The sequence below is a fragment of the Pseudorhodoferax sp. Leaf267 genome (assembly GCF_001422405.1).
Classification (GTDB): Bacteria; Pseudomonadota; Gammaproteobacteria; order Burkholderiales; family Burkholderiaceae_C; genus Pseudorhodoferax.
This window is the reverse complement of the sequence record NZ_LMMV01000009.1, coordinates 1-25,744: the sequence shown is the minus strand read 5'-3', so window position 1 is coordinate 25,744 and position 25,744 is coordinate 1. Positions and strand designations below refer to the sequence as shown.

23 protein-coding genes and 1 pseudogene are annotated in these 25,744 nt (G+C 65.3%); 7 read left to right on the top strand and 17 right to left on the bottom strand.

Annotated elements, in window-relative coordinates:
* Positions 1-4: 4 nt before the first annotated feature.
* Entirely contained in the window at positions 5-1,228 is a 1,224-nt protein-coding gene (locus ASF43_RS11670; RefSeq protein ID WP_056180778.1) for a CaiB/BaiF CoA-transferase family protein, read from the bottom strand.
* A gap of 26 nt (positions 1,229-1,254) precedes the next feature.
* The gene (locus ASF43_RS11665) at positions 1,255-2,046 is read right to left on the bottom strand and encodes an enoyl-CoA hydratase-related protein (protein WP_056180776.1); all 792 of its coding nucleotides are present in this window, start codon (positions 2,044-2,046) and stop codon (positions 1,255-1,257) included.
* Positions 2,047-2,143: 97 nt separating this feature from the next.
* Here ASF43_RS11665 and ASF43_RS11660 point away from each other — a divergent pair, with 97 nt between their 5' ends.
* From ASF43_RS11660 to ASF43_RS11640, 5 genes are read left to right on the top strand one after another with little or no spacing between them, the layout of a single operon-like run.
* Positions 2,144-3,442, top strand: coding sequence for a CaiB/BaiF CoA-transferase family protein (locus ASF43_RS11660; RefSeq protein WP_235578226.1), 1,299 nt, complete (start codon positions 2,144-2,146; stop codon positions 3,440-3,442).
* The gene (locus ASF43_RS11655) at positions 3,439-4,668 is read left to right on the top strand and encodes a CaiB/BaiF CoA-transferase family protein (RefSeq protein ID WP_056180770.1); all 1,230 of its coding nucleotides are present in this window, start codon (positions 3,439-3,441) and stop codon (positions 4,666-4,668) included. Before ASF43_RS11660 ends, ASF43_RS11655 begins: the two co-directional genes overlap by 4 nt.
* A gap of 28 nt (positions 4,669-4,696) precedes the next feature.
* On the top strand, positions 4,697-5,842 hold the full coding sequence (locus tag ASF43_RS11650; RefSeq protein ID WP_056180768.1) for a thiolase family protein: 1,146 nt from the start codon (positions 4,697-4,699) through the stop codon (positions 5,840-5,842).
* Positions 5,843-5,847: 5 nt separating this feature from the next.
* The gene (locus ASF43_RS11645) at positions 5,848-6,276 is read left to right on the top strand and encodes a Zn-ribbon domain-containing OB-fold protein (RefSeq protein ID WP_056180765.1); all 429 of its coding nucleotides are present in this window, start codon (positions 5,848-5,850) and stop codon (positions 6,274-6,276) included.
* An 11-nt stretch (positions 6,277-6,287) separates the two neighbouring features.
* Entirely contained in the window at positions 6,288-7,067 is a 780-nt protein-coding gene (locus ASF43_RS11640; protein ID WP_056180763.1) for a short-chain dehydrogenase/reductase, read from the top strand.
* A 100-nt stretch (positions 7,068-7,167) separates the two neighbouring features.
* Here ASF43_RS11640 and ASF43_RS11635 read toward each other — a convergent pair whose 3' ends face one another.
* The 13 genes from ASF43_RS11635 to ASF43_RS11575 all read right to left on the bottom strand — a co-directional run bounded on the left by ASF43_RS11635 (position 7,168) and on the right by ASF43_RS11575 (position 22,563).
* On the bottom strand, positions 7,168-9,594 hold the full coding sequence (locus ASF43_RS11635; RefSeq protein WP_056180761.1) for a PQQ-binding-like beta-propeller repeat protein: 2,427 nt from the start codon (positions 9,592-9,594) through the stop codon (positions 7,168-7,170).
* Positions 9,595-9,620: 26 nt separating this feature from the next.
* The gene (locus tag ASF43_RS11630) at positions 9,621-11,807 is read right to left on the bottom strand and encodes a xanthine dehydrogenase family protein molybdopterin-binding subunit (RefSeq protein ID WP_056180756.1); all 2,187 of its coding nucleotides are present in this window, start codon (positions 11,805-11,807) and stop codon (positions 9,621-9,623) included.
* Positions 11,808-11,824: 17 nt separating this feature from the next.
* Complete coding sequence (locus tag ASF43_RS11625; RefSeq protein ID WP_056180813.1) at positions 11,825-12,817, bottom strand: xanthine dehydrogenase family protein subunit M; 993 nt, start codon at positions 12,815-12,817, stop codon at positions 11,825-11,827.
* The gene (locus tag ASF43_RS11620; protein WP_056180753.1) at positions 12,804-13,625 is read right to left on the bottom strand and encodes a 2Fe-2S iron-sulfur cluster-binding protein; all 822 of its coding nucleotides are present in this window, start codon (positions 13,623-13,625) and stop codon (positions 12,804-12,806) included. The genes ASF43_RS11625 and ASF43_RS11620 overlap by 14 nt, the downstream gene beginning before the upstream one ends.
* Before the next feature lie 240 nt (positions 13,626-13,865).
* Positions 13,866-15,098, bottom strand: coding sequence for an MFS transporter (locus tag ASF43_RS11615; protein ID WP_082497796.1), 1,233 nt, complete (start codon positions 15,096-15,098; stop codon positions 13,866-13,868).
* Between the two features lie 73 nt (positions 15,099-15,171).
* Complete coding sequence (locus tag ASF43_RS31690; RefSeq protein WP_235578225.1) at positions 15,172-15,738, bottom strand: cyclophilin-like fold protein; 567 nt, start codon at positions 15,736-15,738, stop codon at positions 15,172-15,174.
* 206 nt (positions 15,739-15,944) lie between these two features.
* Entirely contained in the window at positions 15,945-16,430 is a 486-nt protein-coding gene (locus ASF43_RS11605; protein ID WP_056180747.1) for a hypothetical protein, read from the bottom strand.
* 11 nt (positions 16,431-16,441) lie between these two features.
* Positions 16,442-17,008, bottom strand: coding sequence for a hypothetical protein (locus tag ASF43_RS11600; RefSeq protein WP_156373286.1), 567 nt, complete (start codon positions 17,006-17,008; stop codon positions 16,442-16,444).
* Between the two features lie 242 nt (positions 17,009-17,250).
* On the bottom strand, positions 17,251-18,459 hold the full coding sequence (locus tag ASF43_RS11595) for an arabinose transporter (RefSeq protein ID WP_235578224.1): 1,209 nt from the start codon (positions 18,457-18,459) through the stop codon (positions 17,251-17,253).
* Position 18,460: 1 nt separating this feature from the next.
* Positions 18,461-19,510, bottom strand: a complete 1,050-nt coding sequence (locus ASF43_RS11590) for an NAD(P)-dependent alcohol dehydrogenase (protein WP_056180744.1) — start codon at positions 19,508-19,510, stop codon at positions 18,461-18,463.
* A 37-nt stretch (positions 19,511-19,547) separates the two neighbouring features.
* Positions 19,548-20,189, bottom strand: a complete 642-nt coding sequence (locus ASF43_RS11585) for an NAD(P)H-binding protein (protein ID WP_056180741.1) — start codon at positions 20,187-20,189, stop codon at positions 19,548-19,550.
* 2 nt (positions 20,190-20,191) lie between these two features.
* Positions 20,192-21,427: an MFS transporter gene (locus tag ASF43_RS11580; protein ID WP_082497795.1), complete on the bottom strand. Its 1,236-nt coding sequence runs from the start codon at positions 21,425-21,427 to the stop codon at positions 20,192-20,194.
* Positions 21,427-22,563, bottom strand: a complete 1,137-nt coding sequence (locus ASF43_RS11575; RefSeq protein WP_235578223.1) for an alpha/beta hydrolase — start codon at positions 22,561-22,563, stop codon at positions 21,427-21,429. Before ASF43_RS11575 ends, ASF43_RS11580 begins: the two co-directional genes overlap by 1 nt.
* A 280-nt stretch (positions 22,564-22,843) precedes the next feature.
* Between ASF43_RS11575 and ASF43_RS11570 the strand changes: the two genes are divergently transcribed.
* Positions 22,844-23,740 (top strand): LysR family transcriptional regulator, encoded by an 897-nt coding sequence (locus ASF43_RS11570; protein ID WP_056180739.1) that lies wholly within the window; start codon positions 22,844-22,846, stop codon positions 23,738-23,740.
* Here ASF43_RS11570 and ASF43_RS11565 read toward each other — a convergent pair.
* Complete coding sequence (locus ASF43_RS11565) at positions 23,693-24,646, bottom strand: LysR family transcriptional regulator (RefSeq protein WP_056180736.1); 954 nt, start codon at positions 24,644-24,646, stop codon at positions 23,693-23,695. The two genes, ASF43_RS11570 and ASF43_RS11565, sit on opposite strands and share 48 nt — an antisense overlap.
* A complete protein-coding gene (locus tag ASF43_RS11560; RefSeq protein WP_056180733.1) occupies positions 24,633-24,995 on the bottom strand; it encodes a cyclophilin-like fold protein in 363 nt (120 codons plus the stop codon). Before ASF43_RS11560 ends, ASF43_RS11565 begins: the two co-directional genes overlap by 14 nt.
* A gap of 417 nt (positions 24,996-25,412) precedes the next feature.
* Between ASF43_RS11560 and ASF43_RS11555 the strand changes: the two are divergent.
* A pseudogene (locus ASF43_RS11555) lies at positions 25,413-25,744 on the top strand (cupin domain-containing protein); the annotation flags it as partial.

Here is a 25,744-nt window from a genome sequence, read left to right as displayed (position 1 = left end):
GCGCTCAGATCACTTCCTGGTTCGCGAGCCTGGCGAGTACGGCATCGTCGGCGCCGGCGAACTCGCACAGGATCTCGCGTGTGTGCTGGCCCAGCAAAGGCGGGGCGCGCCGGTACGACGGCGGCGTGACAGAGAGCTTCGCCGGGTTGCCCAGCAAGGGCACGTTGCCGATGGTCGGGTGGTTCATCTCGATCCGCATGCCCCGGTGCTGAACGTGAGGATCCTTGAATACCTGGCTGATGTCGTTGACCGAACCGCACGGAACCTGGCGCGCGCTCAGCGTCTCGACCCAGTGCGCGACGGTCTGCTGCATGAACAGTCCATCGAGGATGGGGATGAGCGCGTCGCGGTTCTGCTTGCGCAGGCGATTGGTCTCAAAGCGTGGATCCGTGCCCAGCTCTGGGCGTCCGAGTCCCTGCATGAGCTTGCGAAACTGCTCGTCGGTGCCAACGGCGAGCACGAGTTGTCCGTCCGCGCAATGGAAGGCCTGCGCGGGCACCATGTTGCGGCTCTTCAGCCCGATCCGCTTGGGCGTCTCGCCCAACTGGAGGTGGCGCAGTATTTCGACCGGCAGCAGCGACATGCTCGTGTCCAGCAGCGCAATGTCGATGTACTGGCCTTCGCCGGTTCGCTCCCGGTGCATGAGGGCCGCGAGCATCGAGACGGTCGCGTACAGCCCCGCCGAGAAGTCGCTCACCGGCATACCTGTCTTCTGCGGGCCACTGCCGGGAACATCGTCCGGGTCGCCGGTGATGCTCATGATGCCGCTCATGGCCTGCAGGACGGAGTCGTAGCCCGCGCGATCCTTGTAGGGCCCATCCTGCCCATAACCCGTCACCGAGCAGTACACGAGGTCCGGCTTGATCTTTTTCAAGTCCTCGTAGCCCAGGCCGTAGCGTTGCAGCGTGCCGACCTTGTAGTTCTCGATCACCACGTCGCAGTGCGCGACCATGCGCCGAATCAGTTCCTGCCCTTCCTGGTGGCCGATGTCGATCGTCACCGACCGCTTGTTGCGGTTTGCGGCGAGAAAGAACGGGCATTCCCGCGTTTCCTTGCCATCGGCTCCCTTCACGAAAGGCGGTCCGTAGTGGCGCATGTCGTCGCCCACCTTGGGCCGCTCGACCTTGATGACGTCCGCGCCGAAGTCGGCCAGCATCTGCGCCGACCATGGCCCTGCCAACTGACGGCTCAGGTCGAGCACACGGATGTGCGAAAGGGGTGCTTTCATTCGATGTCTCCAGATACCAGTGAGGTTCAGCGCGGCTTGAGGAAGCGACGGAAGTTCGGTTTGCGCTTTTCAGCGAATGCGCTCGTGCCTTCCTTCTGCTCGGTGGACCAGAATTCGGGCGCGACCATCTGGCGGCGGTGCGAATCGTTGTGGCCGAAGATGTATTCGAACTCGGCCACGAAGGCCGCCTTGATGACGCGCAGCACGGTGGGGGATGCGCTCAGCAACTCGTCGCACCAGCGATCGACCTCCGCATCGAGCTGGTCAGCGGGCACGACCGCGTTGACCAGGCCCATGTCCATCGCCTGCTGGGCCGTGTACCTGCGACACAGCATCCACATCTCGCGTGCGCGCTTGTGGCCGACGATCTTCGACAGGTAGCTGGGCAGCGGGCTCGCGGGCACGCTGCCCACGCGCGGGCCGTTCTGGCCGAAGACGGAGTTCTCCGACGCGATCGTGAAATCGCAGTAATAGGCCAGATGGTTGCCACCACCGATGGCATAGCCGTTCACGCGTGCGATCACCGGCTTCGGGCAGCGCGAGATGGTGACGTGGAGCATGTACGGCTCCAGCAGCGTTCGCTCCTTGCCGCCCTTGGCCTCCCAGCCGACGTCGCCGCCCGCGCAAAAGGCCTTGTCGCCCGCACCCGTCAGGACGACCACACCGATAGTTGGATCTGCACCGGCGTCCTCGAAAGCCAGCGTGAGTTCATTGAGCGTGTCGCCTGTGAAGGCGTTGTACGACTTGGGGCGGTTGATGGTGATGCGCGCGACGTGATCGCGGTGCTCTACGAGGATGTCCTTGTATTCGCGTGCCATGGCTGGTTCCTGGTTGCTTGAATGTTAGTCCACTATGTGGGTTCAATTGGCAATTGGTATCTGCCAACAAAACCAAGAATAGCAATAGACAGATTGCGTGACAAGAGGATCATCGCTAGACTTCGGTGCAATCCATCATTTTAAAGAAATCCATATTATGGACTTTATTAGTTGCCAGGCCAGAGACGCACTGGCTGGCCTGCGGGTGCTCGATCTGTCCGGCCCCATGGGCAACTACGCCGGCAAGCTTTTTGCGGAGCTGGGCGCTGACGTGGTCCTGGTCGAGCCGCCGCAGGGTTCGGCCTTGCGCCACCAGCCTCCCTATCTCGATGACACCCCGGGCATCGAGGCCAGCCTGGCCTTCGCGTACCACAACACCAGCAAGCGAGGCATCACACTCGACCTCGACGCGCCGAACGACCAGGACCGTCTGCGCACGCTGATAACCTCATGCGACCTGGTGATCGAGACCGCAGTACCCGGCGCGATGGCGGCGCGCGGCCTCGACTACGGCGCTCTGGCAAAGCTGCGCCCGGGACTGGTGATGCTCAGCATCACGCCCTTCGGGCAGACAGGTCCCTACGCGCACTACCAGGCCGAAGACATCGTGGCCTTGGCGCTCGGCGGCTTCCTGTCCTTGGGTGGATACGCGGACAGCGCGCCCATGCGCGTGCATGGCGACCAGGCCATCCTGTGCGCCAACATGTACGGCGCGGTCGCCGCCATGGTTGCGCTCACGCAGGCGGAACTTACCGGGCGAGGCGAGCACATCGATGTCTCGATGCAGGAGGCCGTCGTGCTGGCCATGGAGAACGCCGTGCAGTTCTATGACCTGGAGGGCACGGTCCGCAAGCGATGGGCCGGCGAGCAGCGCTTCGCCGGGACGGGCGTCTACGCCTGCAGCGACGGCCATGTGTTCCTGATGGCAGGCGGCATCGGCGCCAATCGGTTTTGGGAGCGCACCATCAAGTGGTTCGCCGACGAAGACATGGTGGGCGCCGAGGAGTTCTTGCTGCCCAAGTGGCAGCAGGTGGAGTACCTGCAGTCGGACGAGGCAAAGCGGCGCTTCAATGACATCTTTCTTCCCTGGGCAGCGCCGCGTACCAAGGCCAGCCTGTACCACGCAGGCCAGGCACGCCAGATCCCGATCGCCCCGGTCAACACGCCCGTGGACATCCTGGAGAGCGCGCAGCTGCGCAGCCGCGGCCATTTTGTCGATGTCGCTGGTGCCGCGGCAGGCCGCACGCTGCGCATGCCCGGCGCGCCCTACAAGTTGTCCGGCACGCCATGGCGCGTGCAGCGGCCGGCGCCTCGTCTGGGCCAGCACAACGAAGAAATCTGGCGCGAAGCGGGTCGCGGTGTCCACGCTGCCGCCGCTGCCGAGGTGAGCCCGTGAAATCCGATTCCCGACTTCCGCTGTCCGGCATCCGCGTTCTTGACTTCTGCTGGCTGGGCGCGGGCTCGTACTGCACGAAGTTGCTGGCCGACATGGGCGCAGACGTCATCAAGGTCGAGAGCGCCGCCCGGCTGGACTCCCTGCGGCTTGCTCCGCCCTACAAGGACGGGGTCTCGGGCGTGAACCGCAGCGGCTACTTCGCCGACCGCAACACCAGCAAGCGGAGCATCACGATCGACATGAAGCACCCGCGCGCGCTGGCGCTCGTGAAACGACTGATCGAAGACAGCGATGTCATTTCCAACAACTTCACGCCCGGCGTCATGCAAAAGTTCGGGCTCGGCTACGACGATGTCCGCAAGATGAAGCCGGACATCGTCTATCTCGCCATGTCGATGGCGGGATCGGAAGGGCCCGAACGCGCCTATCTCGGCTACGGCGCGAGCATGGTGTCCTTGACGGGCCTGCACGAACTGAGTGGTCTGCCCGGCCGCGAACCGGCAGGCACGGGAACCAACTATCCGGACCACATCCCGAATCCCTGCCACGCGGCCTTTGCGCTGCTGGCCGCGCTGCGGCATCGGCGCCGCACGGGAGAGGGCCAGTTCATCGACCTCGCGCAGGTCGAACCAACGGTCGCCTTGCTTGGCCCGACGCTGCTGGATCTCACCGCCAATGGGCGTGTGCAGCACCGCCAAGGCAATCGCCATGCCGCGCTGGCACCGCATGGTGTCTACCCTTGCGCGGGAGAAGACCGTTGGATCGCCATCGCCGTGCGCGACGACGAGGGGTGGCGCCAACTGCGCATCGGGTTGGGCAGTCCGTCCTGGGCCATGGATGCGCGATGGGACCGTGCGGAGGCACGCCTGGCGCACGCAGACGAACTAGACGACCTGCTGACGCTGGCGACGCGACCGCACGACGCGACAGCCCTCATGGCGAATCTCCAGGCACTGGGTGTCGCGGCCGGCGTGGTCCAGACCGCGCGCGACGTCGTCGAGCACGATCCGCAACTGGCACACCGCGGCCACTGGGTAACCCTGGACCATCCGGAGATGGGCACGGCTCTGTACAACCAGCCGCCGTTCCGCTTCTCCACCACCGACGTGCAGGTCCGCAGCGCAGCGCCGTTGCTCGGGCAACACACGCGAGAGGTCTTGCGTGAAGTCCTGAACCTGAGCGACGAGCAGTACGACGATCTGCTCGCCGACGACGTCCTGCGCTAGACCACACGACCACGGAGAAAGAAAAAACATGCACCCTCTTCGCGACAAGGCAGCCATCGTCGGCGTCGGCGCCTCGCCACAAGGCCGGCTGCCCGGCTCCACCCCCCTCACGCTGGCCGTCGAGGCCTTCAAGCGCGCGCTCGACGACGCAGGGCTGCGCAAGGACCAGATCGACGGCCTCATGACGATGGCCGGAACCACCTCTCCCGAAGGCCCCCTCAACTACCTGCGCGTGGGCGAGGCCCTGGGCATCGATCCGCGCTTCACGGGCACCTTCAACATGGGTGGCGGCACCGCCGGGGCCCTGCTCCAGCAGGCAGTGCTGGCTGTCAATGCGGGTATGGCGAACTATGTGGCCTGCGTCTTCGGCGACACCGCCGCCACGGGCGGCTACCGATTCGACCGCGCCGCGGGCTGGGGGGACTCGTGGGGCATCTGGGGCTTCCAGGCCGCCGCAGGCAACAGCGCGATCACGGCCAGCCGTCACATGGCGCTCTATGGCACGACCAGTCGTCAGCTCGGCGAGATCGCGGTTGCCTGCCGGTACCACGCCTCGCTCAATCCCAACGCGGTGATGCGCACACCGATCACCGTCGACGACCACCAGGCCTCGCGCTGGATCGTGGAGCCGCTGCATCTGCTCGATTGCTGCCTCATCTCCGATGGCGGCGTCTGCGTGATCGTCACAACGCGTGAGCGTGCCCGCGACCTCAAGCAGCCGCTGGTGCTGATCTCAGGGTTCGGCCAGGCCTACACAACACGCAACCTTGACAACCCGGACTGGTGGTATGTGCCGCACCAGAAGCTGGCGGTCAACGATGCTTACGCCATGGCGGGCGTCGGCCCACGGGACATTGATGTCGCGCAGCTCTACGACAACTTCACGAGCAGCGTGCTGCTGTGGTTCGAACACGGCGGCTTCTGCAAGGTGGGGGAGTCTGGCCCTTTCGTGGAAGGTGGCCGCATCCGCCTCGGCGGCGAACTCCCGATCAACACGGCCGGTGGCAATCTGTCGGAGTCCTACATGGAAGGCTGGTTGCACATCGTCGAAGGTGTGCGCCAGATGCGTGGCGAATGCGGGCCACGGCAGGTCTCGGGCGCCGAAGTCTGCCTGGTCACCGGACGCGGGCGCGAACTCAACACGGCCAATGCCAACATTTTGAGGAAGGGCTGAGTTCCATGAACGAATACCTCAAGCCACTGCCTTGCATCGATGGCAGCAACCGCCCGTTCTGGGAGGCGGCAAGGCAAGGCCACCTGGTGATGCAGCAATGCAGCGCGTGCGCACATGTCCGCTTCCCGATCAGCCACGTGTGCCCGAGGTGCCTGGCGCTGGAGCACCAGTGGTGCACGTTGAGCGGCCGGGGCACCATCTACTCCTACATCGTCTACCACCAGGTCTACAACCCGGCCTTCAAGCACGACGTCCCGTACAACGTGGCCATGATTCAGCTTGAGGAAGGACCTCGCCTCTTCAGCAACGTGGTGGGCGTTGCCAATGACGTACCGAAAGTCGGCGATGCCGTGCAGGTCGTCTTTGAAGAAGTGACCCCCGAAGTCTCGCTACCTCGCTTCCGCCTGTGTGGCGTTGACGCGCAATCTGCATAGAAAAGGTTCGCATGGAACTGGAATTGAAAGGCAAGACGGCCCTCGTCACCGGATCGTCGAAGGGCATCGGCCGCGCCGTTGCCATGGAGCTTGCGCGAGAAGGTTGTCGCGTCCATCTTGCGGCCCGCAGCCTTGCGGACCTGGAGGCGATCGCGCAGGAGATCGCCGATACGGGCGCACCGAGACCTGAGGTCCATGCCATCGACCTGGCGGAGCGGGGCAGTCCGGCGGCCCTTGCCCACGCATGTGGCGACCTCGACATCCTCGTCAACAACGCCGGCGCGATTCCCCGGGGGACGGTCGAGGCGATCGGGGAAGACCGTTGGCGCGAGGCCTGGGACCTGAAGGTCTTTGGGACCATCGACCTGAGCCGCGCGGTCTTCTCGCGCATGAAAGCCCGCCGCAGTGGCGTGGTCGTGAATGTGATCGGCATGGCCGGCGAACGCAACTCGGCCGAGTACATCGTCGGCTCGACCGGCAACGCGGCGCTGATGGCCTTCACGCGCGGCCTGGGCGGAGCCTCGATGGACGACGGCATTCGTGTCGTGGGCGTGAACCCCGGCCCAGTGAACACGGAGCGGATGGAGTCGCTGCTACGCCAGCAGGCGATGGAGCGATTCGGCGACGCCGAGCGATGGCGGGAATGCCAGGACACCGGCAAGCTTCCAGCCGGTCGGGCTGCGACTGCCCGGGAGATTGCCGACGTCGTCGTCTTCCTTGCCTCTCCACGCGCCAGCTACATCAGCGGAACGGTCATTTCAGTCGATGGCGGAAAGGCGTTTCGGGCCTGAGGAAGAGGCCATTTCGAAGCGCCGGCGCAGACGGAATCGATATCAGGCAGCCAAGCTCTTGACGAAGATGCCGTGCAGGTAATCGTAGGCGGAAGAGCGCTCACTTTCGCGCGACTGGTAGAGCGAAAGCGACCAACTTCGTTCCGGACTTCGTCCCGTATTGCGGCCGTCCACCTTCGGCGATCACCACGAACTGCCGCCCGCTTTGCGGGCTGCGGTAGGTCATAGGAGTTGCGTTGGCGCTGGTCGCCAAGCGGCTGCTCCACAGTTCGTGACCGGTTGCTGCGTACAGTGCGCGGAACGTATGTTCGGCGGCTCCGCCGATGAAGACCAGTCCGCCGCGCGTCGTCACAGCGCCGCCCGCAGTCGGCGTGCCGATCGTGATCGGCAGCATGGTGCGAACACCCAACTTCAGCGGGCCGATATCACGACCTGTTCCGAACGGCTTGGACCAAAGCACCTTGCCGCTCGCCAGGTCCACCCCCGCGATCAGCCCCCATGGCGGTGCCGTGCATGGGCTCCCCAGTGGCGAGAGGAACTGAGTCCGGTAAGCACCATAGGGCGTGCCGAGCATCGGCTGGTCGGTCTGGCCGCCCGCATCGATGCCCGGCGCGATCTTGAAATTGCGACGCGTCGCTTCTTCACGCGTGATCAGTTCGAGTCGGTCGGGCACCTGCGTCCAGTTAACGATCATGATGCCGCGCCCGGCGTCCAGCGACACACCGTTCCAGTTCACCCCACCCATGGAGCCGGGGTCGATCACAATGGTCTTGCCCAGCGTGACAGGGGTGAACATGCCCTCGTAGAGCGAGCGTTTGAACTCGATGCGGCAGATCATCTGATCGATCGGCGTCATGCCCCACATATCCTGCTCGCGCAGCGGCGCTCCGCGGAAGGCGGGCATGTCGCTGGACTCGGGCTGGGTGGGAGCCAATCGCTCGCCCGCAGCAACAGCACGTTGCGGCGCCGGCAGTTCCCGCACCGTCTTGATGGGTTCGCCAGTCTCGCGGTCGAGCACGAAGATCTCTCCGCGCTTGGTAGGCTGGATGAGCGCACGCCGCACGCCCTGCGACGTGGGCAGGTCGGCCAGCGTCGGCTGCGAGGCGACGTCGTAGTCCCAGATGTCATGGTGAGTCGTCTGAAAGCGCCAGCGCAGCCGGCCGGTGTCCGCGTCCAGCGCAATGACCGCACTGCCAATGCTGTCGTCGAACGGCCGCGGTAGCCCGCCGAATGCGTCGGGCGTCGCACCGCCCATGGGCAGGTAAACCAGGCCGAGCGCCTCGTCCGCGCTACTCGGCGCCCAACTGTTGGGTGACGATGGCGTATAGAACTCGCTGGGCGGCGGCGCACCGATCCGCTCGGGCGTACCCGCATCGTAGGCCCAGGCCAGTTCGCCCGTCACCGCATCGAAGGCGCGGATGACCCCGGAGGGGCCGCCCCAATACTGGCCGTCCGGGATGCCCCCGCCGACCACGACCTTTCCACGGATCAGCTGCGGCGCTGAACTCACGTAGAAGAGCCCATGCGGGTAGGGAGCGATACCGGCCTGCAGATTGACCAGGCCTTTATTGCCAAAACCTGGGCAGAGCTGGCCGGTCTTTGCATCGAGTGCGGCCAAAGTGGGGTTATGGCTTGGCGCGTAAATGCGCTCGGCACACAGACCACTCGCATCTGGAACCTTGTAGTACGCCACGCCTCGGCAAGGTTTGCCAGAAGGCGGCTCGCCGTTGGAGACGTTTTGTCGCCAGCGCACTTTGCCGGTTTCCGCATCGAATGCGTGAACGCCGTTGTTGCCGTCGCAGCCGAAAAGCGTGTCGCCGATCATGATCGGAGTGACCTGCAGCGCGTTCATTTCTCCGGGTACAGTCGCCGTCATCTCGGCCTCCCAGACCTTGATCAGGCCGGAGACGTTGGACGTGTTGATCTGGTCGAGAGGACTGAAACGCGTGCCGCCCTGATCGTTTCCATAGGCCTGCCAGTCATCGCGATCGATGGTCGCCAACGGTTGCGGCAGCGCTGCCGGCGCGTGCGTCTGCACTCCACGCCGCAGCGCTGGCATTTCGGGGGCGTCGCCCATAGTGTGGGCAAGGCCGCCGAGTACCACCGCCATGAACAATCCGCCTGCGAAGGTACCCCAGCCGTGGGTCCGCCACGGCGCTGGCTTGCTTGCCGGCATCTGCCTGATCGACGGCAGCAGCAACAAGGCGGCCAGAGCGACGGGGGCAATGAGCCGCGGCGCGAGCGGCCAGCCAGAGAAGCCCACTTCCCAAAGGCTCCAGGCGACGGTCCAGATCAGCATCGCGCCGTAGATCCAGGTGCCTCGTGCATCGCCCCTCCAGATCAGGACGCTGCTGAGGATGTACGCCAGACCGGTGATCAGGTAGTAAAGCGAGCCTCCGCTCGTGGCGAGCACCACGCCACCAACGGCGAGCGCGAGACCGAACGCAAGCAGGAGCAGTGCCACGAGCCTTCGGGGCCACGAACGACGCGGCTTCGATGTAGAGGTTTCGGAGTTCTTGTTCGCCATGGGGTGCGTCGCCGTGTGGGGTGGGGTTACAAGAGCTTTTCCGGAGTGATCGGCAGGTGGCGGATGCGCTTGCCGGTGGCGTGGTACACCGCATTGGCGATAGCGGCCGGGATCCCGACCATGCCTAATTCACCCATGCCCTTGACCCCCAATGGATTGACGATCAGGTCGTCCTCCTCGACAAAGATGGTCTCGATGGAGTGGATGTCGGCATTCACGGGCACGTGGTAGTGCTGCAGGTTTGCGTTCATAAACCGACCCGATCGATGATCGACTTCGGTCGCCTCTTCCAGCGCCATGCCAATGCCCCACACCACGCCGCCGATCTCCTGGCTGTGGGAGGCCAGCGGATTGAGGATCTTGCCGCAGGCGGTGATCTCGATCACCCGAGTCACGCGAATGGTGCCTAGGTCGGGGTCGATCTTGACCTCGACAAACTGTGCGCCATGGGCGAGCGAGGCGTAATTCTCGCGCTCGGGCGACGGTGTGGAGTTGTAGACCTCCGTGATCTCGTTCGTGCCGGTGCGCCGCATGACGTCGGCAATGTCGGCTGCACGTGATGAATCGTTCTTGGCACGCAGGCGACCATCGAGCATCTCCACCTCATCTGCAGCGAGACCGCGCAGCGGGGAGACTGCATCCCGGCTCGCCAACTCCAGCAGCTTCGCCGTGATGGTCAACGCAGCACCGCGCACCGCCGAACCCACGCTGGATGTCGTCCACGACCCGCCCTGCGCGGGCGCCTGTGGCTGGCGCGTGTCGCCCAGTTCGAATTTCACCTGGTCGAGCTGGAGCCCAAGAAACTCAGCGGCAATCATGGTCATCACGGTGTACGTGCCAGGGCCGATGTCACTGGTCGCGCTCTCAACGCTGGCGGTGCCATCAGCGCGGAAAGTAACGCGCGCGCTCGCGGGCATCTGCATGGCGCCCCAGACGCTCGATGCCATTCCCCAACCGACCAGCAGTTTGCCGTCGCGCATCGATCGCGGCTCCGGGTTGCGGTTCTTCCAGCCGAACTTCTCGGCACCCAGTCGGTAGCACTCACGCAGGGCCTTGCTGGAGAAGGGCTTGCCGCTGACCGGGTCGACCTCCGCGTAGTTGATCAAACGCAACTGCAGCGGGTCGATCTTCAGTGCATAGGCCAACTCGTCCATCGCGCTTTCCAACGCGAACATGCCGCTGACTGCGCCGGGTGCTCGCATCCAGGTTGGCGTCGACAAATCGGTTGCCGCGACCTTCAGAGGCATGTCGAGGTTGGGGCAGGCGTACACCTGTTTGAGAAAGCCAGTGGTGTTGTCGGAGAACGGCTCGAAGGACGAGGTGTTGTGGAATGCCTGCTGGAGCATGGCCTGCAGCTTGCCGCTGCGGTCCGCGCCCAACGTGACCTTCTGAATCGTCTGCGGGCGATAGCCGTGTCCGGTGAACATCTGCGCGCGCGTGAAGACCACCTTGACGGGCCGCTTCAGTTCGCGCGCGGCCATCGCAGTCAACGACGGGTAGTAGTTCGGTTTCAACGAGGAGCCGAACGCGCCACCGACGAAAGGCGAGATCACGCGGATCTTCTCAGCCGAAACGCCCAGGCCTTCGGCCAGGTGGTTCTGGACGCCGTAGACGTTCTGGGTCTTGTCGAAAATGGTGACCTGGTCGCCCTCCCAGAAAGCGATGGCCGCGTGCGGTTCGATCGGATTGTGGTGGTTGATCGGGATGTGATATTCCGCTTCAACCTTGATCGCCGCTGATTGCAGTGCCCTCGACGGATCACCGCGGGCCGGGGTGTTCTGAGGTGCAGGCTGCGCCTTGTCCAACACCGCCTCCAGATCGGTAACGTGCGATTCGGCTTGATAGCTGGCCTTGACCAGCCGTGCGGCATACCGGGCCTGCTCGTAGGTCTCGGCGACCACCAGCGCGATCGGCTGCCCGCTGAAAAACACCCGATCCGACTGCAGCGGCCATGACCACTGCGGCGGCGCGCCGGCAGCCGGCGCCTTTCCCAAGCGGCCCGCGTTGAGATGGGTGAAAACGCGCAGCACCCCTGCGGCCTGTTCGGCTTCACGGGTGTCGATGGTGGTGATCCGTCCCTTGGCCACCGTGCTCAGCACGATGAATCCGTAGGCGACGTGCGGGATCTGGAACTCGGCCGTGTACTTGGCCTTGCCCGTAACTTTGGCGATCCCGTCAACGCGGGTCGTTTCTTTTCCAAGATAGCGTGCCATGGTTATTTTCCTTCCGCTCAAGCCAGTTTCGAAGCGCGCATCAGTGCACGCACAACAGATCGCTGTCCCAGTTCCACCTTGTAGGTGTTGTGGGCCAATGGGCGGGCATCGCGCATCGCGGCTTGCGCAGCCTGACGGAACGTGTCCTCGCTGGCTCGGCGGCCGACCAGCACTGCCTCTGCCTCCGCGCTACGCCAGGGTTTGTGCGCAACGCTGCCCAGCACCACGCGCGCCTGGCGAATGGTGGTGCCGTCGAGTTGCAGCGCGGCGGCGACGGAGACCATCGCGAAGGCGTAGGAAGTCCGATCGCGAACTTTGAGGTAATGCGAGTGGCGGGCGAACTCCGCTGTGGCGACCGGCAATTCGATGGCAAGAATCAACTCACCGTGCTCGAGGTTGTTGTCGCGCTGCGGCGTGTCGCCCGGCAGGCGGTGAAAGTCGACGATCGGGATCAGTCGCTCGCGTCCGTCAGTCGCACGCACTCGCACGTTGGCGTCCAGCGCATACAGCGCGTTGGCCATGTCTCCCGGGTAGGTCGCCACACACGCTTCGCTCCCACCGAGGACAGCGTGGATCTTGTTCAGTCCGTCGCGCGCACCGCAGCCAGTACCGGGTTCGCGCTTGTTGCACGGCGTAGCGGTGTCGTAGAAGTAATTGCACCGGGTGCGCTGCAGAAGGTTGCCGCCATTGGTCGCCATATTGCGCAACTGCCCCGAGGCACCTGCGACGATGGCCTGCGTCAGCAGCGGGTAGTTCTCGCGGATCAGTGGATGGTTGGCGGTTTCGGTGTTCGTGGCGAGTGCGCCCAACGACAGGCCAGCACGGCTGCGCTGGATCTGCCGCAGCGGCAACTGCCGGATGTCCACCAGGCGGGTGGGCCGCTCGATGTCTTCCTTCATCAAATCCACAAGGTTGGACCCGCCGGCGAGAAACTTCGCGCCCGGAACGCTCGCTACTGCGGCGACGCTGGAAGCGGCATCGGCCGCGCGTACATACTCAAACGGTCTCATGGCCATCCTCCAATCGTGCCGACGCCAGTTGCGTTTCGGTGGCGAATCCCCAGGTCTGGGCGGTTTGGCGGCCCGAGTGCGCCTCCTGCACGGCGGCGACGATGCCGGGGTAGGCGCCGCAGCGGCAGATGTTGCCGCTCATGCGCTCGCGGATCTCATCGTCCGTCAGGCGTGTGGTCGTCTTGCGAACGTCGGCGGTGACGTGGCTGACGTCGCCTCGACGGGCTTCGCCAAGCAGACCGACGGCCGAGCAGATCTGTCCCGGCGTGCAGTAGCCACACTGGAAGCCATCGTGCTTGATAAAGGCGGCCTGCACCGGATGGAGTTGATCGCCCTGGGCCAGCCCTTCGATGGTTGTGACTTCTCGCCCTTCGAGCGTCGCTGCCAGGGTGAGGCAGGACAGCACACGCTGGCCGTCCACCAGTACCGTGCAGGCGCCGCACTGGCCTTGATCGCAGCCCTTCTTCGATCCAGTCATCGCCAAGCGCTCCCGCAGGGCGTCGAGCAGAACCACACGGGAATCGAGTTCCAGGGTCTGCTGCACACCGTTGACCTGAAAGACCACCTTGACGACGTTCTGGGCCTTGATAGGGGCCACGGCAGCACCCTCGGCAAGCGGCAACTGGGCCAATGCAGCCTCTTGAGCCAGCAGGTTCGCCGCGAACACGCCAACGCCGCCTGCGGCGGAGTTGATCATGAAGGTGCGCCGCGACTGGCCCACACCATCCAACTCGGGCATTTCTTTCAGAAGCGCTGCTTCGTCAGCGCTCAGCTCGACCGGCGGGTCGGTCTCGATGGGGTATTTCATCGTGGGGTCCTTTCTTTAACGCTCAAGGCGTTGGCGGTTGACGCGCCCGCAAGGGCAATGGCATGCGCTGCAGTCCGGTGACCCCGGTCTTTTCACGTTGCGGTGCATGTAGGGGCAGGGCAGCGTTGGCAACGCCGGTCCCTGGAATCAAGCGTGTCGGCGGTCGTTGCTGAACCCCGCAACGCGCCCGGCCGGCGGCTGGACTGGCAAGAAGCTGCTGCGGCCCTGGAGAACGACCGTTCATGCTGCGCACTCGGCTGTTGCAGCAAGCGCGCGCGGAAACGCATGCTGGCTGCTTTGCAGCACGATGACCAGCGCCACGCAGAGGGCGAAGCCTGCGATGAGGCCGAGACTGCCGACGCCATGGATGCCAATCGCCAGGCCGCCAATCGCTCCGCCGCCGAAGATGCCGATGTTGTAGATGGTGGTCAGCATGGCGGTGCCGAGTTCCGCGCTGGTGCCTGTCACCCGTGCAGTGGCGGACTGAAAAAGCGTCGGCAGGCCGCCGAACGATGCGCCCCAGAGCAACAGCACCACGCTCGCCAATGCAGGGGGCAGACCGGCCATCAGCGCCACCGTCGTCAATGCCGCGAGCAGCAGTGCACCGATGGCCATGCGGCGCAGACTGGCATCCACCAGGCGACCAGCCAACACGACGCCGACGAGCGCCCCGGCGCCGAATAGCAGCAGGCCTTGCGTTGTGCCGCCCGGCAGCCCGAGCGCGGCGGACAGCGGTGCCATGTAGGTGTACAGGGTGTAGTGCGCGACGATTCCGAAGAGCGTTGCCAGCAGGATGGGGCGCAGTCCAGGGAGTCGCAAGACCTGGCCGACCCGTGGCATGTTCCGGCCACGTTCACCCGGCGCCGGTGGCACCACCATGATGACCCAGATGACGACCAGCACCGACAACAGGGAGAGCAGTCCGTAGCTGAAACGCCAGCCGAGCCATGAACCCAGCAGGCTTCCCAGCGGCAGGCCCGCCACCATGGCGACCGTGCTGCCGGCCAGGGTGATTGCCAGTGCGCGCCCCATGTCCCTGGTGTCGACCAGCCGGATGGCATAGCCGCAGATCACTGGCCAGACAACACCCGCAGCGAGGCCGGCCACCACGCGCGAGGCGACGGTCAGCGGGTAGGAGCTGGACAGGGCAGTGATGGTGTTCGCAACCGTGAAGGCCAGCACGAGAGCGATGTAGAGCAGCCTGCGCGGAACGGCTCTGGTGAGCGCCACCATCGGGATGGCGGCTGCCGCCGAGGCCAGCGCGTAGACGGACACGAGCTGGCCGATGCCGGTTGCCGACTGGTCCAGGCTGTCGGCCATCGCCGGCAGCACGGCGGCGGGCATGGTCTCGGTCAGGATGGTCAGGAATGCGGTTGTCGACAGCGCCAGCAGGCCCATGAGCGGGAAGCGTCCGTTCTGTTTGCCGCAAGACCCGTTGGTCGACGACGAAGGCGTAGGGTGTACGTCGCTCATCGGGTGTGCCTGGTTCCGGTCGATGCGGCGTGCCGATCCACGCCACCTAGGGGCGTCAACGAATGCACCATCGTTACCGCTTGGTGAACGTGATCCGCGCAGTGCCCTTGCCGAGCGCCTGTGCCAGGTCGGCTGGATCGTCCACACTGCCCAAGCGCGTGTACGAGTAGGCCGAATCGAACGTCAAATAGAAGACCACGAGGGTGTCCGACCCGTAGAGCATGAGGTCGCCGCTGCGGATCGTGCCGGGCCGCGTGGTGCTCGTCGGCAAGGACCTCGGCAGCTTTGCGTGCTTCTCGTTGCTGTTCAGGTCGGGCATGTAGATCGTGAGCGGCATCATCGAGGCGAAGGCGCGGGCGGCCTCGGTGTTGGCCAGGGTGAAGGCGAAGCGGCGTTCGCCGATGGTCATCCACATGCGGGACTTCTCCGGTTGGGCGGCTGGCGCCGCGGTGGAACTCGAAGCAACTGGCGCTGCCGACTGGGCTGCACTGCTGCCGACGAAGGCGAACAGGCCCAAGAGCAGGCCCAGTGCGCGCAACAGCGGCGGGGCGAACACGCCGCCTGCGCGCGGGGGATGCGCCGCGGTGCCGCGTGGGGCGGAGAAAGTGGCCGAACAGGCCTGACCTGCCTGGGTCGTCATGGAATGCTCCGTTCTCTGTCGTGGCGGATGTCGAGCGAGGCGGTGTCTACCGCAGGGCTGCCGGTCGATGGTCGCGTGCGAAGGCCGATCTGACTAGCCAACGACGGCTTCTATTGCCTATTCGCTGTGCTTATCAATGGCCGATGTCGGCGGCCTTCGGAGCCACCAGGGATCGGGGCTTGGAGCCAACGCCAGCACCTCGGGGGTCAGCTATAGGCGAGGAGCCTGCCGGCGAAGGTCGCGCCCGTCCAGGTGGTGAGTGACACGCCAGCGCCGACGCGGGCCGCCAGCGGGGTGACCGCGCCATCCGCCCAGTCATCGACGCGGCGGTAAATGCCGCAGTGAAAGATCAGCACGTTGAGGCAGGCGAGTATCAAAAGGCCGAACTTCCACGGCGCCGCGCCGGTCTCGGCGACCACGGTGGCCTGCGCGCTGAGCAGCGCGATCCCCGTGCAGATGGCGATGGCGAAGCCGAGGTGTGAAATTGGCAGCAGAACGCGCGCGGCTGTGGTGACGGACACGACGCGCCGCCCGATGCCCAGCAACCGCAGGTCGAAGGTGAAAGCCGGGCCGACCAGAAGCGCGATTCCAAGGATGTGGCTGGCCTCGAGCAAGGGATAGACGAACCTGGCATTGCGCACCGCTTCTCCGAGCGCGGATCCCTGCAATAGCTCCAGCAAAGTGTCCAGCATCTGTGCGGGGCCTATCTGGGCAGCGGCGCGCGGACCGGGAGCGTGTTGCCGAGCACCTGGTTCACAGGAACGGCGTCACTGCCGTACCAGAATACGACGGGTCGAAACAGGCTGTCGTCTGACCGATTGATGTAGCCGACCGCCTGGAAGCGCTCTCCGATCTTCAGCGCCCGGCCCAGGCCCCACCTGCCCGACCATGCCGGCGGCGCAATGATGATCTCTAGTTCATTGTGCGGACCCTTGTACGCGCGCGCGGCCTTGACCCGGACGCTGTCCTCGGGGTCTTGCAACTCCTTAGGAATCGCCAACTCCGGCGTGTGGGCCGGCAGGTTGCCGTCGATGACGACATCGAAAAGTGAATGCGGATTGCCCCAGACCCCGTTCGAGGACACAGTGCCCGCGATGTAGACCAGCTGGGCGGTGTCGAAGCCAGGCCACCCGTGGTGCGCGAACGCCGGCAGGGCCGCCAGAAGCGAGCCCAGCGGTAGCGGTGCGCGCGCAGCAGCGCCGAGGATCAAGCCCCGACGCCTGAGCGACAGGCCTTGGTTGCCACACGCGCTGCTGTCGGTAGTTGCCATCTCTTTTCTCATTGCTTTCATGGGTGGTGCCGCCAGACGGGCGGGGCGATGTTTGCCGGGCATGGGCGCGACTCTGGATGGTGGCGCATGCGGGCAAACTTGAGTAGCGCAGGGGAACTTCTAAGACCTATCAACCTGACTAATCAATCTGCTTGTTGCGCACGACACCGCCGTGTCGCCGCCCGCCGATGACCGTGCCGTTTGCGTCCGATCGAGTCTTGATGTCGAGGTCTGGTTAGAGTTCATGGCAGACGGCGTGCAGCCAGATGGATCGCGATCACGGTCGCCAACAGCACCGCGACGGCTGCACCCACGAAGATCGTCGGAAGGCCGGCCGACTCGCCCGCCCATCCCATCAACGGGCTTGCAAGCCCCAGCGACAGATCGAGGAACGCGGTGTAGACGCCCATCGCAAGCGCGCGGTTGGACGCCGGAACGCGCTTGACCGCCTCGACACCGAATGCGGGAAAGACCAGCGAGAAGCCGAAGCCGGTGAGCGCTGCGCCGACCAGCGCCAGCGCCTGGGTCGTAGCCAGCCCCAGCAGCGCGAGTCCGACGGCTTCGACGACGAGAAAGACGAGTGCGACGCGCGCGCCGCCGAAACGATCGGCCAGATGGCCCAGTACGACGCGGGCAAGGATGAAAGCCACTGCGTAGCTTGAAAAGACCGGCCACACCGGCGACCAGCCACGATCGACAAAGAGCAGCGAACCGAACCCGATGATGGCGCCGAAGCCTGTGCAGCTCAGGGCCAGACCCAGTCCCGGCAGCCAGACCGCAGACAGCACCGCCCGAGACGAGGTCCGCTCGACAGCGACCGGAGGGCTGCTCCGGATGGGTGCGACCACGAGCAAGGTCAGCAGCGGGACCACCACGGTGCCCACTGCCACCGCACTAAAACCGAAGCTTTCGTACAAGGTGGAGCCGGCTGGCGCTCCAACGGCAAAGGCCGCGAACATGGCCGTTCCGACCCAGGCGATGACCCTGCCGGTGTATTCCGCGCTGGCCATGCCCAGGCCCCAACCCATCGCGCCCGTGATGATGAAGCTTTCGGCTCCGCCGAGGACGCCCCGGCCAACGAGCAGCACGGCCGCCGACACCAACGGCAGGTGCACGTAATGCAGAGATGCCAGGTAGAGCAACCCGGCAGCCGTGGCTGCCACAAGACCGATGGTCACCGCCAGCTTGCCCCCGCGTCGATCGGCAAACGCACCGGCCCACGGCCGACACAGCAAGGACGACGCGAACTGGCTGCCGGAGATCAGACCGACGACGAGAGGCCCCATGCCCAACCGTTCGCGTACGTGCAGCGGCAACACGGGCAGTGCCATGCCAATGACGGCAAAACCCAGCAGCACAATCACCATGATGGGGACCAAGGCGCGCAGGACGGACGGCGTGCCGGGCAGGCTCTTGGCGATAGGCTGGTCCACTCCGCGCTGGCGGTTCAAGTTACGCTGCCAACGTGGCGTTGTCGATCACGAAGCGGTACTTCACGTCGCCGTTGAGCATGCGTGCGTAGGCGGCCTCGATCTCGTCGGCGCGGATCATCTCGATGTCGGCCACGATGCCATGCGCTGCGCAGAAATCGAGCATTTCCTGCGTCTCGGGAATGCCGCCGATCATCGATCCCGCCAGGCTGCGGCGCTTCATGATGAAGCTGAACACCTGCAGGGCCGGATGCGGCGTGGCGGGCGCCCCGACCAGGGTCATGGTGCCGTCGCGCCTGAGCAGTTGGAGAAACGGGTCCAGGTCGTGCGGCGCTGCCACCGTGTTCAGGATGAAGTCGAAGCTCGTGGCATGCGCTGCCATCTCGGCCGCATGGCGAGTCACCACGACCTCGTCGGCGCCCAGGGCCAGGGCCGCCTCGCGCTTCGATTCGGAGGTGGTGAGTGCTATTACGTGCGCCCCCATCGCATGGGCCAGCTTGATGCCCATGTGGCCCAGGCCGCCGATGCCCACCACGCCCACCTTGTGGCCCGGACCGACCTTCCAGTGGCGCAGCGGCGAATAGGTGGTGATGCCCGCACACAGCAACGGCGCCACCGCGGCGAGTTGTGCTTCGGGGTGTCGGATGCGCAGAACGTAGCGCTCGTGCACCACGATCTGCTGCGCGTAGCCGCCCAGCGTGTGCCCGGGTGCCTCCGTTGTCGGGCTGTTGTAGGTGCCGACCATGTGGTCGCAGTAGTTCTCGAGCCCTTCGCCGCAATCCGCGCAATGCCTGCAGCTGTCGACGATGCAGCCAATGCCGACCAGATCGCCCGGCTTGAAGCCCGACACATCCTGTCCCACAGACGACACGCGGCCGACGATCTCGTGCCCCGGCACGCAGGGATACAGGGTGCCGCCCCATTCGGCGCGGACCTGGTGCAGGTCGGAGTGGCAGACGCCGCAATAGGCAATGTCTATCTGCACATCGTGCGCGCCCGGTGCGCGTCGCGTGATGTCCATGGATTCGAGTGGGCGGTCGCTCGACCGAGCGCCATAAGCCTTGATGGTCATGATCTATCCTTTGTGGTTGCGGGAGTGCCTTGGAGCGTCAGCGGTAGGCCTGCGGCCTGCTTCCATCCGTGCCGGGCTGGCTGATGCCGAGGTTCTGGTGGGCGTGGTGCGCCGGGTCGTCGACAAGGTCGGCCACGAAGCGCCCGATGCTGGCGCGCGAGGTTTCCGTGCCTTTGTAGATCTCGCCTTTCGTTGTGAGTTCGAACACTTCCGTTGGCTTGTCGGTCAACCACACCGGACGCAGGACGGTGTAGACCAATGGCGACTGCTCGATCAGCTGCACGGCCCTCAGGTTGACCGGACGCGTTTGGCCGACCATGCGCTTGTCCCAGGCGTTGAAGGGCTGGGGCAGTTCGTCATAGATGCCACCCGCGCTGATGGCGACGAGGCGTTGTGCACCGGCCGCCTGCATCGCGTCAATGACACGAGATGTCTTGAGATCGAGATCCATGCCGCCCAGGGTGCTGACGACGATGTCCTGGCTTTGGATGCCGCGCTGCAGATCCGCCGTGTTCCTGGCGTCACCCTCGATGAGCGCGACGCGCTTGCTCGCGAGGTGCTTCAAGCGGCTGGCGCGGCGAAGGAACAGCGTGAGCGTCACATCATCCCGTGCCAGCAGCCTGGAGATGATTTCCGCCGAAGTGCGCCCGCTGGCGCCGAGAACCACAACATTCCTCATGGTCAGTGGCCCCGCTGCCGTGTGTGCCTGCGCTCTGCGCCCCATGTCATCAGGACCATGATCGCACCGAGCACGAGCGCTCCAGCGCTGAAGCTGAACGTGCTTGTGTAGCCTTGGTGATCGAACAAGAGGCCACCGACGGTCGAGCCCAGTCCGATGGAGAGCTGAACCACCGCCACCATCAAGCCGCCACCGCCTTCGGCGTCGTGCGGCAACGTGCGTGCGATCCACACCCACCATCCCACCGGCGCACCGGTGGCAACCAGTCCCCAGGCGCCCATCAGCGCGGTGGTCGCGGCCACCGACGTGCCGACGACCATCAGCGAGACCGCGATCACCGCCATCAGCAGCGGGATGATCGCCAGCACGCGGTAGATGCCTTTGCTCAGGAACCACCCGATCACAGTCGCACCGATGAAGCCCGAGACTCCCACGGTGAGCAGGACGAGGGACAAGGTCGACACGTCGACCGCTGTGACGGTCTCCAGGAATGGACGCAGGTATGTGAAGAGCGCGAATTGCCCCATGAAGAACAGTCCGACCGCCAACATGCCGACCGCCACCACCGGGTTCTTCAGGAGTCGGAAGACGTTGCCGGCGCCCGGCGCGCGCGGCTGCGGCCGCATCGAAGGCAGGCTTGCCCACTGCCACACGAACGCGACCATCGCGATGGGCACCAGGCAGAAGAACGCTCCCCGCCACCCGACGGTGGCGCCGAGATAGCTTCCGATGGGGGCGGCCACCACGGTCGCGAGTGCGTTGCCTCCGTTGAAGATGGCCAGCGCGCTTGGCACCTTGGACGGCGGCACGAGCTGCATGGCGGTGGCGGCCATCATCGACCAGAAGCCCCCCACCACCACGCCGATCAGCGCCCGGCCGACCATGTAGACCGCATAGTTGGGGGCAAGCCCGACGATGGCGCCGGACAGGCACATCATTGCCGTCAGCACCAGCAGCAAGGTCTTGCGGTTGACTCTGCCGGCGATCCTGGAAATGCACAGGCTGGTGAGCACGGCGAAAGCGCCGGAAATGGCGATGCCTTGCCCCGCCATGCCTTCGGTGACCTGAAGGTCGGTGGCCATCGGCGTGAGCAGGCTCACCGGCATGAACTCGGAAGCGATCAAGGCGAAGACGCACAGCGTCATCGCAAACACACCGCTCCAATGCGACGCCTGCGCTTCATGCATGTGTGTGGCGGTGCCGTCGCCCGCGTTGACCGGCATGACCTGCGCTGTCATCAGAGGCTCGCCGACACGAGATGCTTGTTGAAGAAGGCCGTGAGCTTGTCGAACGGGATCAGGGTCACGCGGTCGTACAGGTCCACATGGCCCGCGCCCGGCACGACGACCAGTTCCTTCGGTTCGGCAGCGCGCTGGTAGGCGTCTTCGCTGAACTCCCTGGAGTGCGCCTGATCACCGGTGATGAAGAGCAGCGGCCGCGGCGAGATCGTCTCGATGTCGTTGAAGGGATAGAAGTTCATGAACTTCACGTTGCTGCTCAGGGTCGGCATGGTGGTGGTCCGTGGCGACGCACCCTGCGGCGTGAACTCGCCGCGCGGCGTGCGGTAGAAGTCGAAGAACTCGCGCTGGATCGGGTGCGTGTCCGCGCTCAGCGCGAGCACGGTGCCGCCGGTGTACTGGATGGCGCCGCCATCGAACTCAGCCTGGCGTTGTTCGACAGCCGCCGCGATGATCTGCTTGCGCTGCTCCAGCGTCTGCGAATGGTTGAGCGCGTTGCGGTTCGCAGCGCCCATGTCGTACATGCTCACCGTGGCGCTGGCCTTCATGCGCGGATCGATCTTCGCCGCACTGATGACGAAGCTGCCGCTGCCGCAAATGCCGATGGCGCCGATCTGCTGCCTGTCCACGAAGGCCTGGCTGCCTAGAAAGTCGACCGCTGCACTGAAGCTCTCGGCGTACATGTCGGGCGAGACGGCATTGCGCGGTTGCCCTGCGCTGCCGCCCCAGAAGGCCAGGTCCAGCGACATCGCTACGAAGCCTTGCTCGGCCATCTTGGTCGCGTAAAGGTTGGCGCTTTGCTCTTTGACCGCTCCCATCGGGGGGCCCACGACGATTGCGGGGGCACGTTTCTTTCGGTCCAGCGCCTTGGGAACGAAGAGATTTCCTGCCACGGTCATCTGGTACTGGTTCTTGAAAGTGACCTTCTGCACGGTGACCTTGTCGCTCGTGTAGAAGTTGTCGGCGCCGTTGGGCAGCCGCGTGCTTTTGGGTGGCGCTGCCGCCAAAGTCGCGCCCGCCTTCGACAGCAGGCCCGCCGCAGCCAGGCTGGTACCGGCCATCCTCAGGAAGTCGCGTCGATCGGAGCTGTTGGCGTCTTGCACGGCAGCCGCTGCCGTCTGTTCGAAATGGTTCATGGTCGTTGCCCTGTAAAAATGTGGCACTGAGCGCCGTGCGTTGCTTCCAAACGGGGCCTTTCAGCACTGGAGGCCAGTTTGACGAACTGTGTTCGACTTGACTAGATAATGAATGCTTAATAAATCTATTAATCTTACTAATCAGAAGCCGCGTTTGGGACCTGCTGCTGCGTTTGCTGGCAGGGGCGCCGGGTGGCTGATGTGCAGGCGTCGGGCTCTCGGTGCGCTGGCAGAATCCCAAGCATGAAGCACGGTGAGCGCGCGGGGTGGAGCAGCAGACATGCCGCGTGAAACGATCAGTGATCTGTTGGCCTTTCTCGTTGTTGCGCGCGAGCGCAGCTTCACACGCGCTGCCGCCCACCTAGGGATCTCGCAGTCGTCCGTGAGCCACACCGTGCGCGGGCTGGAGGCGCGCCTGGGTGTGCGCCTGCTCACGCGCACCACGCGCAGCGTCGCACCCACTGAGGCTGGCGAACGCTTGCTGCAGTCGGTAGCGCCGCGCTTGCAGGAGATCGAGGCCGAGGTCGCAGCCGTCAGCGAACTGGGCGACCGGCCGGCGGGCACGGTGCGCATCACCGCCATCGACCACGTGATCGACAGCATCCTGTGGCCACGCCTGGCCCCGGTGCTGGCGCAGTACCCCGAGGTCAAGATCGAGTGCAACGCCGACTACCGCATGGTCGACATCGTCGCCGAGCGCTTCGACATCGGTGTGCGCTGGGGCGATCAGGTCGCTAAAGACATGGTGGCCGTGCGCCTGGCGCCGGACATGCAGATGACCGTGGTGGGTGCGCCCTCGTACTTTGACACCCGCGGCGAGCCCGGGACGCCGCCGGATCTGCTGCAGCACAACTGCATCACGCTGCGTCTGGCCGGCAGCGGCGGGCTTTATGGGTGGGAGCTGCGGCAGCAGGGGCGCCGTGAGACCCAGGTGCGTGTCGAGGGGCAGGCCACCTTCAACGGCATCTACCAGATGCTCAACGCGGCGCTCTCGGGAGCCGGGCTGGCGTTCTTGCCGCAGGACCTGGTGGCGCCGCACCTGCAGGCGGGTCGGCTGCGTTCCGTCATGGCCGTGTGGTGTCCGGTGTTTCCCGGTCTGCATGCCTACTACCCGAGCCGGCGCCAGTCTTCACGCACCCTGGACCTGGTGATCGACGCCATCCGCTGGCGCGGCTGAGCCGGTCGGTGCGGCAGCGCCGTCGTGGCGAAGTGCATCGATGACGATCCGCATCACGCGCGGCATGTGGCGGCGGCTCGGGTAATACAGGTGAAAGCCGGCCGAGACCGGCTGCCAGTCCTGCATCACGGCACGCAGGCGCCCGGCCGCGACATGCGGGCCCGCCAGGTACTCGGGGCTCAACGCCAGGCCGCTGCCGGACAGCGCGGCATGCAGCACCTGGTAGCTGCCGTTGAAGGTGAACTGGCCTTCCACGCGCACGGTCTGCTCCTGGGTGCCGTTCTGCAATGGCCAGGCGTAGATGCCACCTTTCTGCAGGCGCAGTGCGATGCAGTTGTGCTTGAGCAGGTCCTGCGGCGTGCGCGGCTCACCGTGCTGCGCGAAGTAGCTGGGCGCTCCGACGATCAGGCGCCGGAAGTCCGGCGAGATGCGCACGGCCACCATGTCCTTGGCGATCGCCTCGCCCACGCGCACGCCGAAGTCGTATTTCTCGGCCACGATGTCCACCATGCGGTAGCCGGTGTCGATCTCGACGCGCAGGTCGGGGTATCTCTGCAACAGTGGCGCCAGCCGGGGCCAAACGTAGGTGTCGACCGCCGAATCGACCGCCGTGATGCGCACGGTGCCGGCCGGCTCGTCGCGCAATGCGCCCAGGGCCTGCAGCTCCGATTCGATGGCCTCGAAACGCGGCGTCACGGCGGCGAGAAGGCGTTCGCCGGCCTCGGTGGGCCCCAGGCTGCGGGTGGTGCGGTTGAGCAGGCGCACCCCCATGCGTGTCTCGATGGCGCGGATCCGGTGGCTGAGCGCCGACTGCGACAGCCCCAGCTTGGATGCTGCGCGAGTGAAGCTGCCCTCGCGCGTGATGGCGATGAATGCCAGCAGGTCGCTCAGGTCATCGCGCGGCATTGGAAACGGCTTCCAAGCGGGCCGACACAGGGCCCGGCATGCGCAGCAGCGCGAGGTCGCCTTCCATGCGGCCGAGCCGGACCAGCCCGGCCGAATGCGTGAAGGGCTTGTGGAACAGCGCCAGGTTGCCCCAGGGCGCGTAGTAGCTGAAGTCGCCGGTCTGTGGCGTGCATCCGGCCGGTGCGCCAAAGGTGTCGAGCTTGCGCGGCAGTGTCGCGATCTTCGCGGTCGCGGCATAGTCCTCCAGCGTGAGTGTGAGGGGCAGCAGCAGAGTGAAGTCGCGTGCTGCAGCACTGCCGTCCAGCGCGACGGTGATGGCTTGCTCGCCGAGAACGATGCGGATTTTCATGGGTGTGGCTCGCGCGTGGGGGCTGGCGTCGGATCGAAGTCGGGTGTTCGGCAGGCCTGCTGGCGCAGACTTTAAGCGCGATGGCGGGCGGGATCCAGTAGCGTGGACTGCAAGCTTCTATCGACCTCGTTCATGAATGCAGGGGTCTGCCCATTCATGAATGAGGTTGATAAGCGCATGCAACGCAAACCGGCTAGTCGCGGTGGCTTTTTCTGGCTACCTTTACACGGGTTCCACACTTGCCTCGGCGATGACCGCACTGCAGGCCAAGGGCCAGCCATGCGGGCTGCCAGCGCCTGCCGAGAACCCCGCTGCCGCGGGTGCTGCGCGACGAGAAGCGCATGTGCAGCTGCCGGCATGCAAGGTGGCCTGACGGCCGCCACAGCAATTTTTACACCACTCCATACAAGGAAACGCATGATCAACACCTGTCCCCTGTGCTCCGCGGCAATGGTCGCCGTCATAGCCACTGCAGGCCTCGCCGAGGCGCAAACCACCGCAACCCAGCAGATCTCGCGTGCCGGCAGCCAGCCGTCTGGCGTCGGCCCAGCCGAGTACTTCACCGGCCGCGTGCGGGTGGAGCCGGTCTGGCCTGCCAATGCGCAGATCACCGCGTCCGGCCACATGGTGACCTTCGAGCCCGGTGCGCGCTCGGCGTGGCACACCCACCCGGCCGGCCAGCGCCTGCTGGTGACGTCGGGTGTGGGCTTCACGCAGGAATGGGGCAAGCAGATCCAGGAGCTGCGCGC